This is a genomic window from Paraburkholderia tropica, from assembly GCF_014171495.1.
Lineage (GTDB): Bacteria > Pseudomonadota > Gammaproteobacteria > Burkholderiales > Burkholderiaceae > Paraburkholderia > Paraburkholderia tropica.
Map to the genome: position 1 here is coordinate 1,005,932 of NZ_CP049137.1, position 14,666 is coordinate 1,020,597.

General features: G+C 65.6%; 13 protein-coding genes. 7 read left to right on the forward strand and 6 right to left on the reverse strand.

Annotated elements, in window-relative coordinates; genetic code table 11:
• Positions 1–55 precede the first annotated feature (55 nt).
• The 7 genes from G5S35_RS34880 (at position 56) to G5S35_RS34910 (ending at position 8,908) form a co-directional block, all read left to right on the forward strand.
• Positions 56–355, forward strand: a complete 300-nt coding sequence (locus G5S35_RS34880) for a hypothetical protein (protein WP_083400879.1) — start codon at positions 56–58, stop codon at positions 353–355.
• A gap of 10 nt (positions 356–365) precedes the next feature.
• Positions 366–2,090, forward strand: a complete 1,725-nt coding sequence (locus G5S35_RS34885; protein ID WP_183040129.1) for a methyl-accepting chemotaxis protein — start codon at positions 366–368, stop codon at positions 2,088–2,090.
• Positions 2,091–2,488: 398 nt separating this feature from the next.
• The gene (locus tag G5S35_RS34890) at positions 2,489–3,508 is read left to right on the forward strand and encodes an alcohol dehydrogenase (protein WP_183040130.1); all 1,020 of its coding nucleotides are present in this window, start codon (positions 2,489–2,491) and stop codon (positions 3,506–3,508) included.
• Positions 3,509–3,793: 285 nt separating this feature from the next.
• Positions 3,794–4,600, forward strand: coding sequence for an IclR family transcriptional regulator (locus tag G5S35_RS34895; RefSeq protein ID WP_074983138.1), 807 nt, complete (start codon positions 3,794–3,796; stop codon positions 4,598–4,600).
• A gap of 357 nt (positions 4,601–4,957) precedes the next feature.
• Complete coding sequence (locus G5S35_RS34900) at positions 4,958–6,046, forward strand: phosphotransferase (protein ID WP_183040131.1); 1,089 nt, start codon at positions 4,958–4,960, stop codon at positions 6,044–6,046.
• 54 nt (positions 6,047–6,100) lie between these two features.
• On the forward strand, positions 6,101–7,318 hold the full coding sequence (locus G5S35_RS34905) for an acyl-CoA dehydrogenase family protein (RefSeq protein WP_074983135.1): 1,218 nt from the start codon (positions 6,101–6,103) through the stop codon (positions 7,316–7,318).
• A gap of 18 nt (positions 7,319–7,336) precedes the next feature.
• Entirely contained in the window at positions 7,337–8,908 is a 1,572-nt protein-coding gene (locus tag G5S35_RS34910; protein ID WP_183040132.1) for a class I adenylate-forming enzyme family protein, read from the forward strand.
• Between the two features lie 27 nt (positions 8,909–8,935).
• Here the strand turns inward: G5S35_RS34910 and G5S35_RS34915 are convergent, their stop codons facing one another.
• The 6 genes from G5S35_RS34915 to G5S35_RS34940 all read right to left on the reverse strand — a co-directional run bounded on the left by G5S35_RS34915 (position 8,936) and on the right by G5S35_RS34940 (position 14,450).
• Positions 8,936–9,805: an SMP-30/gluconolactonase/LRE family protein gene (locus tag G5S35_RS34915; RefSeq protein ID WP_183040133.1), complete on the reverse strand. Its 870-nt coding sequence runs from the start codon at positions 9,803–9,805 to the stop codon at positions 8,936–8,938.
• Positions 9,806–9,902: 97 nt separating this feature from the next.
• Positions 9,903–11,078: an ABC transporter substrate-binding protein gene (locus G5S35_RS34920; protein WP_074983129.1), complete on the reverse strand. Its 1,176-nt coding sequence runs from the start codon at positions 11,076–11,078 to the stop codon at positions 9,903–9,905.
• A gap of 56 nt (positions 11,079–11,134) precedes the next feature.
• The gene (locus G5S35_RS34925) at positions 11,135–11,842 is read right to left on the reverse strand and encodes an ABC transporter ATP-binding protein (protein WP_065064042.1); all 708 of its coding nucleotides are present in this window, start codon (positions 11,840–11,842) and stop codon (positions 11,135–11,137) included.
• Positions 11,826–12,593 (reverse strand): ABC transporter ATP-binding protein, encoded by a 768-nt coding sequence (locus G5S35_RS34930; protein WP_124262692.1) that lies wholly within the window; start codon positions 12,591–12,593, stop codon positions 11,826–11,828. Before G5S35_RS34930 ends, G5S35_RS34925 begins: the two co-directional genes overlap by 17 nt.
• Positions 12,586–13,584, reverse strand: a complete 999-nt coding sequence (locus tag G5S35_RS34935; protein WP_110327050.1) for a branched-chain amino acid ABC transporter permease — start codon at positions 13,582–13,584, stop codon at positions 12,586–12,588. The genes G5S35_RS34930 and G5S35_RS34935 overlap by 8 nt, the downstream gene beginning before the upstream one ends.
• A complete protein-coding gene (locus G5S35_RS34940; RefSeq protein WP_065064046.1) occupies positions 13,581–14,450 on the reverse strand; it encodes a branched-chain amino acid ABC transporter permease in 870 nt (289 codons plus the stop codon). Before G5S35_RS34940 ends, G5S35_RS34935 begins: the two co-directional genes overlap by 4 nt.
• Positions 14,451–14,666 lie beyond the last annotated feature (216 nt).

Here is a 14,666-nt window from a genome sequence, read left to right on the forward strand (position 1 = left end):
TGCAGGATGCCGCCCAATGCCTCGTTGAGGCGCACCTTTTGATTGGAGAAAGACCGTGACCACCAACGATGAGATGCTGCTGCGCTCGATGACGGCGCTCGTCAGTTCGCATGGCAAGGCCATTTCGCGCTTCGGCGCGAGCGTGGTCGTGATGAGCAAGTTCGCGGAAGCCGTGTTGCCGCAACTGTCCACGCAACAGGTCGAACGCACCGTCGAGGCGTTTCGCATGCTGATCGGCGAGGCGCTGGACGTGGCCGACAACGCCGTGTTGCCCGGCGACTATCGCGCCACGCTGCTCGAACAGAGCAACGTGCTGTTGAACCGTCTCGGCGGCAATGCCGCGGCGTCGCATTGAAGGAGGCGTCATGCGCAATCTGACGATACGCGCCGGCTTGCTCGCGGTGCTCTGCACGTTCGCGGCGATGCTGGTGATCGGGGCGGTGGTCGGCGTCGGCATGATCGGCCGCGCGGACGATGCCGCGAACCGCGTGAACCTCGCGGCGGGGGCGGGTGCGCTCGCCGATGCGATCGGCGGCCACTCGGCGCGCGCGCAGGCGACGCTCGCGCGCGCCTATGCGGCGCTGAAGGAGCAAAACGATACGTCGGCGCGCGACACCGCGCTTGCTGCCGCCCGCGATCTCGTCACCCAGGCCGCGCACGATGCGGAGACGCTGCGCGCCAATGCGCCCGCGGCCGAGGCTTCGTCGGGCAGCGCATCGGATTCATCGACGAATACCGCTTCGAACACGGCTTCGAGCGCCGCATCGGACACCGCCGCAAGCGCGCAATCGGCGCGCCGTGCAGCCGTGCTCGACGCGCAGGCCGCCATGAACACCGTGCTCACGCGTGCCGCCGACGCGCTGCAAACCGGCGACACCGCGGCCTACGCCACGCTCGCGACGGGCGAGATGGCCCAGACGGGCACGCAACTCGCCGCGAGCATCGCGGCCTTCCACGCCGACAAGGACGCCGCCGTGCGCGCCACGCTCGCGCGAGGCGAGCGCGAGCACGACTGGGTCATGGCGATGGTGGCGGTGGGCCTCACGGGCGCGCTCGCGCTCGTCGTCGTCACGCATCTCGCGCTGCGCAGGCTCGTGACCGCGCCGCTGGCGGTCGCCGTCGAAGCGCTCAACCAGATCGCGGCCAACAACCTCGCGGTGCCGATCGCCACGGGCGGGCGCAATGAGATCGGCCAGTTGCTCGATGCGATGCGTCGCATGCAGGAAGGCCTCACGCTCACGGTGAGCAACGTGCGCGCGTGCTGCGATGCGATCAACACGGGCGCGCGCGAAATCGCGGCGGGCAATCTCGATCTGTCGAGCCGGACCGAGCAGCAGTCGGCGTCGCTCGAACAGACGGCCGCGAGCACCGAGCAACTGACCGCGACGGTGCGCCAGAACGCCGAACACGCGAGCGAGGCGAGTTCGCTGGCGGCGCGCTCGGCCGAGGTCGCGCAGCGCGGCGGACGCGTCGTCGAAGAAGCGATGGAGACCATGGAGGCGATCACGCGCAGCTCGGGCAAGATCGCCGACATCACCGGCATCATCGACGGCATCGCGTTCCAGACCAATATTCTCGCGCTCAACGCGTCCGTGGAAGCCGCGCGCGCGGGCGAGCAGGGACGCGGCTTTGCGGTGGTCGCGGGCGAAGTGCGCAACCTCGCGCAACGCAGCGCGGCCGCGGCGCGCGAAATCAAGTCGCTGATCGACGAATCGGTCGAGGACGTGCGCGGCGGCCGTGCGCGCGTGACCGAGGCGGGCGCGACGATGGCGGAAGTGGTGGCGTCGATCGAGCGCGTGTCGGGGCTGATGAAGGAGATCGCGTCGGCGACCGTCGAGCAGAGCGCGGGCATCGAGCAGGTCGAGCAGGCCGTGACGCAGATGGATCAGGTCACGCAGCAGAACGCGGCGCTCGTGGAAGAGGCGGCTGCGGCGGCCGGTTCGCTGGAGCAGCAGGCCAACTTGATGGCCGACGCGGTGGCGACGTTCCGCCTGCGCTCCGATGGCGCGATGAGTGCGCGTGCGCGTCAATGGACGAGCGAAGCGGCGAACGAGTCAGCCGGAGAGGCGCAGCCGGAGTTTGCGGCGTAGGGCGCTTCGTGTTGTCGACGGTGGTGGGCGGCAACCCGGTATCGACGCGCCGCCGTCTCTAACGGCACGCTGCGCATGCAAGGCATGGGCGCCGACTCGGGCGGCGAGCGACGCGCAGATGATCGTGTGAATAAATTAATCGGATTCCTGATTAATTGACGGCGCTCCCGCAGCCCTTGGCGAAGTGGTCGCGATCGAACCCTATTCCACTCTCCACGTGGAGATATTTGCTAAATATGGCTTGAATCTGTCCAGCAAGCCGACGCGCGACGCCGTCAAACCGCCAAAAACGCTGCCATGACGGCCATCCACGCGGCCTGTCACCCTCGATCCGCGTATCCTCGATCATTTGCCAACCGGCACATCGCGGCCATTCCTTCCCGATCGAGGAGCAACGTATGCGAACGATGCAGGCAGTGCAGGTGACGAAAGCGGGCGGTCCGCTCGAACTCGTCGAGCGCGAGGTTCCGGCGCCGTCCGCGGGCCACGTGCTGATCAAGGTGCAGGCGTGTGGTATCTGCCATAGCGATTCGATGACGAAGGACGGCCTGTGGCCGGGGCTTGCGTATCCGCGCGTGCCGGGCCACGAAATCGCGGGCGTGATCGAGCAACTTGGCGCGGGCGTCGAGGGCTGGCAACCCGGGCAGCGCGTGGGCGTGGGCTGGCACGGCGGCCATTGCGGCCATTGCGAGCGCTGCCGCCACGGCGACTTCGTGCTGTGCCAGACGGCCCAGGTGCCCGGCATCAGCTACGACGGCGGCTACGCGCAGTACATGGTCGCGCCGCAGGAAGCGCTCGCGCGCATGCCCGACGACCTCTCCGACGTCGACGCCGCGCCGCTGCTTTGCGCCGGCATCACCACCTTCAACGCGCTGCGCAACAGCGGCGCGCGCGCGGGCGACGTGGTGGCGATACTCGGCATCGGCGGCCTCGGTCATCTGGGCGTGCAGTTCGCGCGCAAGATGGGTTTCGTCACCGTGGCCATCGCGCGCGGCCAGGACAAGGCGCCGCTCGCGAAAGAACTCGGCGCGCATCACTACATCGACAGCCAGGCGCAAAACGTCGCCGAAGCCTTGCTCGCGCTCGGCGGCGCACGCGTGATGCTCGCGACGGTCACGAGCGGCAAGGCGATGAGCGCGGCCATCGGCGGTCTCGGGCTGAACGGGAAGCTGATCATGGTGGGCGTGTCCGAGGAGCCCGTCGAGGTGCCGATCACGCAGTTCATCATGGGACGCCATTCGGTGCAGGGCTGGCCTTCGGGCACGGCTGCGGATTCGCAGGAAACGCTCGCATTCAGCGCGATGTCCGGCGTCAAGCCGATGATCGAGGAGTATCCGCTGGAACGCGCCGCCGAAGCGTACGAGCGCATGATGAGCGGCAACGCGCGCTTTCGTGTGGTGCTCAAGCCGGCAAGGTAAGCAGGATGACTAAGTAATTTTATGGCGCGGCCGGATGGTTCACGCGGCCGCGCGCCGGGTTTTTCCGGCGGCGCGATCCGGCTCGCGCGCCCGCATCACCACCCCGCGCATTGGCTTGTCACCTTCCCGCATCGCATTCCCGCCCGGCCGCCCAGGCCGCCGCCGTACGCCAGGGTTCCCCACCCATTGACGCCCGCCGTCGATCCTGCGATACAGCATATAATTCCGCGAACCCAAAACCGTGCCCGTGCTCGCGGCACGCGCGCCCACTTCATTCTTATCGCAATGTCCGATACCGCGCCGAAGCCGGCTCGCAAAAGCGCCCACAAGGAAGATCGTCATTTCGTGACCGCGCTGGCCCGCGGGCTCGACGTCCTCGCCTGCTTTCGCGGCGGCGACACTTCGCTGACCAATCAGGAAATCGCACAACGCTGCAAGCTGCCGCGCTCGACCGTCTCGCGTCTGACCATGACGCTCACGAAGATCGGCTATCTGATCCACCTCGAAGACACCGGGCGTTATCGGCTCGGCACGGCGTGTCTGGCGCTCGGCAGTTCGATGCTCGCGCGTCTGGATGTGCGCAAGATTGCGCGGCCGATGATGCAGGAACTCTCGGAGTTCTCGGGCGGCACGGTATCGCTCGGCGTGCGCGACCGGCTCTCGATGCTCTACATCGAAAGCTGCCGCAGCACGGCGGCGCTGGCGCTCACGCTCGACGTGGGTTCGCGCATTCCGCTGGCCACCTCGGCCATCGGGCGCGCGTGGCTCGCGGCCGTGGCGCCGCGCGAACGCGACGACGTCATGGAGCAGATCCGCGAGCTCGACGACGTGGCGTGGCCGCACGTGCGGCGCGGCATCGAGCAGGGCGTGCGCGATCACGAGACGCTGGGCGTGACGTGTTCGTTCGGCGACTGGCAGAAGGATGTGAACGGCATTGCGCGTGCGTTCGAACCGGGCGGCGGCTTGCCGGTGATGGCGATCAACGTGGGCGGTCCGTCGTTTTCGCTCACGTCCGAATTTCTGCTCAATGAGGTGAAGCCGAGGCTGGTGCAGATGATCGGACAAATCGAAGCGGCCGTGGCCGGACGATAAGCACTCAAGCCGGCTGTAGAGAAACGCAAGCGCGACGAGCGGCTTGCGTTCTTTTTCGTCTGAATCGCGGTTGAATAGTTCGATATCCTGATCAAATTGGCGACGATAATCTTTTTGAAAGGCGCTCGCGCGAAGCCGAGCCGTTCCGCTGTCAACCCATGCCGATTGAATCTCCAGCGCGCTTCGCACTGGGGTTTTTCCCGAGCCAATCGCGCTTCATAGATCTTTACACAGCGCTGCCGCACAGGCTAGCATTTCTGCAATGCAGAATTCACACCTGCTTTGCAGAATTTTCATGCGGCGTCAATCGGGCGGATCTGCGTCCCAAAGCGCCGCGGATGGAGGCTGCCCGAACCCATGAGTATCGATCTCCAGTCGAGCTTCAGCGGCACGCGCCCCGTCGCGGACGCGCATGTCTTCGACGTCGCCCGTCTCGCCACATGGATGCGCGAGCATCTGCATGATTTTGCCGGCGGCGTTCACGTCGAACAGTTCAAGGGCGGGCAATCGAATCCCACGTTTCTGCTCGATGCGGGCGGCGCGCGCTATGTGCTGCGGCGCAAGCCACCCGGCGTGCTGCTGCCGTCCGCGCACGCCGTCGATCGCGAATACCGCGTGATTCGCGCGCTCGCACAGACCGACGTGCCGGTCGCGAAGGCGTACGCGCTGTGCGAGGACGCGGCGGTGATCGGCTCGCCCTTCTATCTGATGGAGTACGTGGAGGGCCGCATCTTCTGGGACGCGGCGCTGCCGGGCATGACGCCGCAAGCGCGCGGCGCGATCTACGACGAAATGAATCGCGTGATCGCCGCGTTGCATTCGGTCGATCCCGACGCGATCGGTCTCGGCGATTACGGCCGCGCGGGCAATTACATCGAGCGTCAGGTCGCGCGCTGGACCAAACAATATCGGGCCTCGGAGACGGAGCGCATCGAGGCCGCCGATCACCTCATCGACTGGTTGCCGAAGCATCTTCCGGCGGGCGACGAACGCCGCATCGTGCATGGCGATTACCGGCTCGACAACGTGATTTTCGATGCGCGCGAGCCGCGTATCCTCGCCGTGCTCGACTGGGAATTGTCCACGCTCGGCCATCCGCTCGTCGACTTCGCGTATCACTGCATGATCTGGCATATGGAGGCGGGCGCGCGGCGTGGCCTGATCGGACTCGATCTCGACGCGCTCGGCATTCCTGGGGAAAAAGCCTATTTGCAGCGCTATTTGCAGCGTGCCGCGCGCGTCTCGCGCGACGACGTTTCCGAAGTCGATTGGGGCTATTACCTCGTCTTCAACATGTTCCGGCTCGTGGGCATTCTGCAGGGCGTGATGGCGCGCGCGCTGCAAGGTAATGCGTCGAGCGCGCTCGCACTCGAAACGGGCAAGCGCACGCGTCCGCTCGCGGAGCAGGCGTGGGCGCTCGCGCGCGAAGTCGATGCCATGCGCTAGCGCGGCGCGAGCCTCGCGCGACATTCAACCGGTCAATCCAGCGGAAATCAGCTTATGAACTTCGAACATTCGAGCAAGGTGAAGGATCTCCAGGCGCGGCTCACGGCCTTCATGGATCAGCATGTGTATCCGGCGGAGGAACAGTTCGCGGCCGAAATGGACGCGGCGCGCCGTGCGGGCAATCCGTGGCAGCCCGCGCCCGTGATGGAAAAACTCAAGGACAAGGCGCGCGGTGCGGGACTGTGGAATCTGTTTCTGCCTGCGCACGAATCCGAGGGCGGCCTCACGAATCTGGAATACGCGCCGCTGTGCGAAATCATGGGGCGCTCGGCCATCGGCGCGGAACCGTTCAATTGCTCCGCGCCCGACACGGGCAATATGGAAACGCTGCTGCGCTACGGCAGTGAGCCGCAAAAGCGCGCGTGGCTCGACCCGCTGCTCGACGGCACGATCCGCTCGGGTTTTGCGATGACCGAGCCCGCCGTGGCCTCGTCGGATGCGACCAATATCGAAGCGCGCATCGAACGCGACGGCGACCATTACGTGATCAACGCGCGCAAATGGTGGACCTCGGGCGCAAATGATCCGCGCTGCAAGATCCTTATTTTCATGGGTAAAACCGATCCGCACGGCGAGAATCGTCATCAGCGCCAGTCGATGGTGCTGGTGCCGCTCGATACGCCCGGCGTCACGGTGCTGCGTCATCTGCCCGTGTTCGGCTACGACGATGCTCCGCACGGTCACGCCGAAGTGCTGTTCGAAAACGTGCGCGTGCCGGTCACGAATGTGCTGCTCGGAGAGGGTCGCGGTTTTGAAATCGCGCAAGGGCGGCTCGGGCCGGGTCGCATTCACCACTGCATGCGATTGATTGGCCGCGCCGAACGCGCGCTCGAAGCCATGTGCAAACGCACCGCGAAACGCACGGCATTTGGCCGCGCGATTGCGGATCAGGGCGTCACGCGCGAGCGCATTGCGAATGCGCGTATTCTCATCGATCAGGCGCGTTTCCTCGTGCTGCACGCGGCATGGAAAATGGACACCGTGGGCAACAAGGCGGCGCGCAAGGAGATCGCGATGATCAAGGTGGCCGCGCCCGCGATGGCCTGCCAGGTGATCGACTGGGCGATTCAGGCGCATGGCGGCGCGGGTGTGAGCGACGATTTCGGTCTCGCGCGCGCCTACGCGAGCGCCCGCACGATCCGCCTCGCGGACGGCCCGGACGAAGTGCATCGCAACGCCATCGCCAAGATGGAACTCGCGAGCTATCTCTGATCAGCGGAGCACCACGACATGACTTCCACAGCAGCGCTCGACCAGCCGCCGTTCGAAAGCATCGGCGAGCAGATCCGCAGATGGGCGCGCGAGCAGGGCGATCACGCGGCGCTCGTTTGCGACGACACGGTTTACAGCTACGCCGAATTCGACGCGATGATCGATCAGTGCGCGAGCGCCTTGCAGCGCGACGGCGTGAAGCCCGAAGACGTGGTGGCGATCTGCGCGAACGCGTCGCCGTGGTACGCGGCAGTGTTTCTCGGCGCGTTGCGCGCGGGCGCGGCGGTCGCGCCGCTGTCGCCGGCTTCGCATCCGGACAGCCTCGCGGGCATGATCGACAATGCGGGCGCGCGCGTGCTATTTCTCGATGAGCCGGTGCAGCGCGCGCTGGACGGCGCGGCGAAAGCGCCGGCCGTGTGCCGCGTGAGGCTCGACGCACAGACCGGGAACGCGGCGTTCACGAGCCTCGACGCATGGCTCGCCCCGCGTGGCCAGGCACCGCGCGACGTGCGCATCGAGCCGCAGTGGGCATTCAACATCATCTATTCGTCGGGCACGACGGGCATGCCGAAGGGCATCGTACAGTCGCACGCCATGCGCTTCGCTTATGCGCTGCGCAGCGTCTCGCGCGGTTATGGTCCCGAAGCCGTTACGCTGATTTCCACGCCGCTCTATTCGAATACCACGCTCGTGAGTTTCTTCCCGACCTTCGCGCTGGGCGGCACCGTCGTGCTGATGCCGAAGTTCGAGACGAAGCGTTACCTCGAACTCGCGCAGCAGCATCGCGCGACGCACACGATGCTGGTGCCGGTTCAATATCAGCGCCTGCTCGCGGAACCGGAATTCGATCGCTACGATCTCTCGAGTTTTATTTCAAAGTCCTGCACGAGTGCACCGTTCAATGCCGCGCTCAAAGCCGACGTGGTGCGGCGCTGGCCCGGCAGTCTCACCGAGTTTTACGGCATGACGGAAGGCGGCGCGTCGTGCGAGCTGTGTGCGGACGAGTTTCCCGCCAAGCTGCATACGGTCGGCAAGCCCATGCCTGGGCACGAAATGCGTTTGATCGACGCGGCGGGCGAGGAGTTGCCGCCGGGCAGCATCGGCGAAATCGTTGGGCGCTCGCCGACCATGATGACGGGCTACTATCGCCAGCCGGAGAAGACCGCTGAAGCCGAATGGCACGACCGCGACGGGCAGCGTTTCATTCGCACCGGCGATATCGGCCGCTTCGACGAGGACGGTTTTCTCGTGCTCATGGACCGCAAGAAGGACATGATTATTTCGGGCGGCTTCAATATCTATCCGAGCGATCTGGAGCAGGTGCTGCTCGGCCATCCGGCGGTGATGGAAGCGGCGGTGGTCGGCGTGAGTTCGCAGCGTTGGGGCGAAACGCCTGTCGCTTTCGTTACGCTGCGTGAAGGCAGTGGCGATGGCGCGACATCGGACGCCATCGCCGCCTGGGCCAACGAGCGCCTTGGCAAGATGCAGCGGCTTGCCGAAGTGGTGGTGGTCGAGGCGCTGCCGCGTAGCGCGATCGGCAAGGTGCTCAAGCGCGAGTTGCGCGATACGTTCGGGACGTCCGCGCATTGAGCGTTCGAGGGTTTGCGTAAGCCGCGCTCAGGGCACGCCGGCGTGCGGCACGTCCACGCGCACGGCGAGGATGCGGCCCGCGCGTCGCGCGCCGTTCTCGGCGCCGATGCCGGGCGCGGCGCACAGAAACAGCGTGTGGCCGTCCTCGCCGCCGAGCGTGCACGCGTAGCATTGCTCGTCGCCCATCGCAATGCTGTCGACGATGCCCGCGCCTTCTTTCACGCGCAGCACGCGATTGCCGCGTGCGTCCGCCACCCACACCGCGCCTTCGGCATCGAGGCAGAGACCATCGGGATAGCTGCCGGCAAGGTCCGCGAACACGCGGCGGCGTGACAGCGCACCGTTGCCTTCCACATCGACATCGAATGCGCTGATGCGCTGCCCGAACGTTTCCGCGACGATCAGCGTGCGGCCATCGGGCGTGAGCGCCATGCCGTTCGGAAAGCGCAATTCGCGCGCGGCCACGCGCACGCTGCCGTCGGGTAGCACGCAGAGCAGATCGGTGGCGCGCTCCGGTTCGTCTGCATAGAGATTGAAGCCGAAATTGCCCACATAGGCGCGCCCGGCCGGATCGACGAGCATGTCGTTGCACGGGCCCGGCACGTACTTCGAGAGATTGGCGTAGACGCGCGTCGCGCCGTTTTCGTTGCCGTTTTCTATCGCCAGTACGGTGCAATCGTGCATCGATACGGCCAGCATCGTGCCATCCGGCAGCCAGCCGAGTCCGCTTGGCGAATGCGGCACATGTGCCACCGATTCGAGCCGGCCGCTCGCGTCGGCGCACAGCACTTCGTGGCGAAAGAAATCGGAAAACCACAGCTTGCCCGCGTGCCAGCGCGGCGCTTCGGCAAAACACAGTCCTTCGACGAATACCTCGGGCGTTCTGGTGTGCGTCATGGAATCCTCGCGAGAAAAAAACCGGCGCCGCGCTTGCGCGACGGCGCCGTTGCTTCATGCCGGTCGATTCAGTTCAAGGCGATGCCGTTCAATGCGATCACTTCGCCGAAGCGACCGAGTCGGGCAGCGCCTTGATGTTGCCGTTCTCGACCACGGCCACCACGGCGCGGCCCATCGTGATGCCGCCGCGCGCATCGACGCCGGTGAGGCCATGCGGATTGTTCTGCGGCGAGAGCGATTTCAGCGCCTGATCGTAGGCCTTGCGGATCGCGGCGGCGTCGGTCGTCGTGCCCGCGATCTTCATCGCCTGCGCGGTCGCCCACACGGCGGTGTAGTTCAGCGACGCTTCCTGCGTCGGCAGACGGCCCGCATGCGTCTTCGTGAAGCGCGCGACAAAGGACTTGGCGTCGGGCGAGGGATCGTCGCCGATCGGCATCACGCCAATCGAGCCTTCGAGCGCGCCGTAGCCGCCCGCGATCTTTGCGACTTCGTCGAGCTTGGCCTGGTCCATCACCGCGAAGCCGCCCTTGAAGCCGAGTTCGCGCGCCTGGCGAATGATCAGGCCCGTAGGTTCGGACGGGCCGCCCACGAAGATGACCTTGGGCTTCGCGGCCAGCACGCGGCTCACGCCGCTGTAGAAGTCGGTGGCGCGGTTGTACGAGAGCGGATTGTCGGCGACGACCTTGCCGCCCGCGGCTTCCCACGCGGGCTTGAATGCCGCCGTCCATGCCTTGCCGTAATCGGTGTCGGTGCTCGCGATGGCCACTTCCTTGCCGTACTTGCTCATCTCGTACTTCACGAAAGCAGGCGTGTACGAAGTGAATTCTGGCGGGATGCGGATCGTCAGCGGATTGCCGCGCGCGGCGAGCTGCGGCACGCTCGTGTAGGCGAGCAACAGGAGATTCTGCTGCGCGTTGATCGTCTGAACGGCGTAACAACCGCCCGAGTGCGGCACCAGCACGACCGGCGCGCTGTATTCCTGCGAAAGACGGCGCGCGTTGATGGCCGTTTCGCTCGGGTTGTACTGGTCGTCGAGCGCGACCACGTCGACCTTCACTTTCTTGCCGCCCACGACGAGCCCGGCCTGATTGATTTCGGCCACCGCCATCTGCATGCCTTCGAGCACGTTCTGCCCGTATTTGGCGGCGCCGCCGCTGAGCGGCCCCGAAAAGCCGATATGCACGGTGCTCTCCTGCGCCATCACGGGCGAGGCGACGATGAGCGAGGCGGCAAAGGTGGCGGAAAGCGCGAGGCACAGCTGCTTGACGATCATGTACGTGTCCTTGAGGGAGGGGCTATCGTTGAATGCGCGGGGCGAGCGTCGCGGCCTTATCCGCCCACATAGGCGCGGCGCACGGCTTCGTTGCCCGCAAGACTGTCGTAGTCGCCTTCGAGCACGATGCGGCCCGACTCCACGACGTAAGCGCGATGCGCGATCTTCAGCGCCGCGTGCGCGTTCTGCTCCGCGAGCAGCACCGTGGTGCCCGCGCGATTGATGCGCTGGATCACCTCGAAAGTCTGCTTGACGACGAGCGGCGCGAGGCCGAGCGAGGGTTCGTCGAGCAGCAGCACGCGCGGACGGCTCATCAGCGCGCGGCCGATGGCGACCATCTGTTGCTGACCGCCGCTCAGCGCGCCGGCCGGATCGTCCTTGCGTTTGACGAGATCGGGAAAGAGGCCGAATACGTCGTCGAGCCGCGTGCGATTGCCCGCGCGGTCGCGCCGATGCGGATACGCGCCGAGCATCAGATTCTTCAGCACCGAGAGCGCGGGAAACAGCTTGCGTCCCTCGGGGCAGTGGATCACGCCCGCGCGCACCACCTCGGCGGGACGCTTGCCGACGAGGTCGACGTCCTTGAGCCGGATACGCCCGGCGCTCGCGCGCGTGAGCGCACTGGCCGCGCGAAAGATCGAACTTTTGCCCGCGCCGTTCGCGCCGAGCAGCACCACGAGTTCGCCTTCGTCGGCGCGCAGATTGATGCCGTGCAGCGCGCGAAAGCTGCCGTAGTCGAGGCTCACGTCATTGAACGTCAGCATGGTCGCTCCCGAGATAGGCGTCGATCACCGCCTGGTTCTTGCGGATTTCGTCGGGCGTGCCCTCGGCGATTTTTTCACCGTGGTCGAGCACCATGATCTTGTCCGCGAGATTCATGATCATGCTCATCTTGTGTTCGACGAGGCACACCGTCATGCCGCGCCGCGCGATCTTGCGGATCAGCGCCGCGAGGCCGTCGGTCTCCTCGGGATTCACGCCGCCCGCCGGTTCGTCGAGCAGCAGCACGGTCGGGTCGGTGGCCAGCGCGAGCGCAATCGCCACGCGCTTGCGCTCCTCCTGCGTGATGCCGCCCGCGGGCTTCGTTTCCAGATGCGCGAGTCCCACGAAGTCGAGCGATTCGCGCGCCTTGTCGCGGCACAGGCGTTCCTCGTGCTTGCAACGCGCGGTGCGCAGCAGGGCGTCCCAGAGATTCGAACGCGTGCGCAGACGGTGGCCCACGATCAGGTTCTCGAGCACCGAAGCCGTCTCGAACAGCGCGGTCGCCTGAAACGTGCGGGCCACGCCGAGCCGCGCCATCTGATCGGCGCGCAGGCCGGTGACGTCCTGGCCGCGCAGCTTGATGCTGCCCGTGCTCGGCCGGTACATGCCGCTGATCAGATTGAAGAACGTGGTCTTGCCCGCGCCGTTCGGACCGATGATCGCGTTGATGCGGGCTTCGTCGATGCGCGTGCTGACGTCGCTGACCGCAGTCAGACCGCCGAAGTGTTTCGAGAGCGAAGCGATTTCAAGCATGGCCGTCTCCGCTGGACGTGGCGCGGCGCGTTCGCGCGGGCGCGACATCGCGCGTGGCGAGGCGGCTGCGCACGCTCTGATAAAGACCGACGAGACCGCGCGGCAGGAAGATCAGCAGCACGATCAGCAAGGGGCCGAAGACGAGAAAGCGATAGTCCTGCATGAACTGCAGCGACTGCGTGAGCCACGGCAGCGCAATCGCGCCGAGCAGCGGACCGGCCAGCGTGCCGATGCCGCCGACCACCACGTACATCGTCATGTCGAAGGTATGGCCGATGTTGGCGAGATCGGGGCCGAGAAAACGCACGAAGCCCGCATAGAGGCCGCCCGCAATGCCCGCATAGAACGTCGAAATCAGGAACGCGAGCATCTTGTTGCGCATGAGGTCGATGCCGAGCGCCTGCGCGAGATGTTCGCTGTTGCGGATCGCCACGAAGGTATGGCCCACGAGTGAATTGACGATGCGGTGCATGATCCACATGCCCGCGGCGAGAAACGCGAACGTGAGGTAATAGAGCGCGCGCGGATTCTCGAAGGAGATCGGTCCGATCGAAGGCGGCGCGGCGATGCCGATGATGCCCACCACGCCGTGCGTGAGGCTGTCCCATTTCTCGATCGCGAGAAAGATGATGTAGCCCACGCAGAGCGTGAAGATCGCGAAGTAGTTGCCTTTCAGGCGCAGCGAAACGAGGCCGACGAAAAAGCCCAGCACGACGCTTACCACGCCCGCGAGTGCGAACGCGATCCAGAACGGCACCTGGTAATCCACGGTGAGAATGCCCACCGTGTACGCGCCCACCGCCATGAAGCCGCCGTGCGCGAGATTGAACTGGCCGGTGTAGCCGGTGAGCAGATTCAGGCCGATCGTCGCGAGCGCGAAGATGAAGGCCGTCGACATGACCGTGAGCGAATAATCGGAGCGCACGAGAAACGGCAGGGCGAGGCCGATCACGAACAGTGCGAGCCAGCCCAGATTGCGCGTAGGCATCATGATGCGCGCATCTCCCTCGAAAAGAGCCCTTGCGGGCGCAGCGACAGGATCGCCACGAGCAGGACGAATGCAATCAGGTCCTGGTAATCGGGCGAGACGTAGAAGGCGCTGAAGCTTTCCGCGAGCCCGATGATCAGACCGCCGACGACGGCGCCGGGCACGCTGCCCATGCCGCCGAGAATGATGATCACGAAGGCTTTCAGGATCACTAACTGACCCATCGCCGGATAGATCAGGTTGATGGGCGCGTAGAGCGCGGCGGCCACGGCGGCCAGCACGCCCGAGAGCGCGAAGGTGGCCATGCCCACCTTGCGCGGATCGATGCCCATGAGCGCGGCGCCTTCGCGGTTCTGCGCCACGGCGAGGATGGTCGAGCCGGCCACGGTGTGATGCAGGAACAGTTGCAGCGCGAGCACGAGGCCGAATGCGCCTGCGATGATCAGGAGCCGTTGGATGGGCGCGATCACGCCGCCCCATTCGAGCACGCCGGGCCATGGCGGCGACATGCGATGAAAGTCGGTGCCCCAGAGCGCCTGCGCGCCCGCTTCGAGAAACAGCATGAGGCCGATGGCGGCGATCATCGGCGCGAGTTCGGGCGCGTTGCGCAGCGGATGAAAGACGAGGCGTTCCGCGAGCACGGCGAGCACGCCCACGCAGAGCGCGGCGACCACCATGGCGCTCCAGTAGCCGAGGCCGAAGTGCGTCGTGAGGAAGAAGGCCGCGAAGGCGCCGACCATGTAGAACGCGCCGTGCGCGAAGTTGGGCACGGCCATGATGCCGTACACGAGCGTGAGGCCCAGCGCGACGAGGCTGTAGATGCCTCCGAGCGTCAAACCGTTGAGCACCTGCTGCAAAAACAGATCCACCGTGACCTCCGTGTGCGTCGATCGCCAGCACTTCGTGAGCGCTCATTTGGCAATGAATTCTGCAATGCAGTCAGCCTGGGGAAACTACCAGACCGATTCGCAAAGCGTGCTGATTTGCCGGATTGCTATCTCTAATAGATAAATTCTGCGATACCGCATCGTAAAAACAAGCGTGATTCGCCCGATTGACGCTCAGGGTTCATCTCTATAAATTCT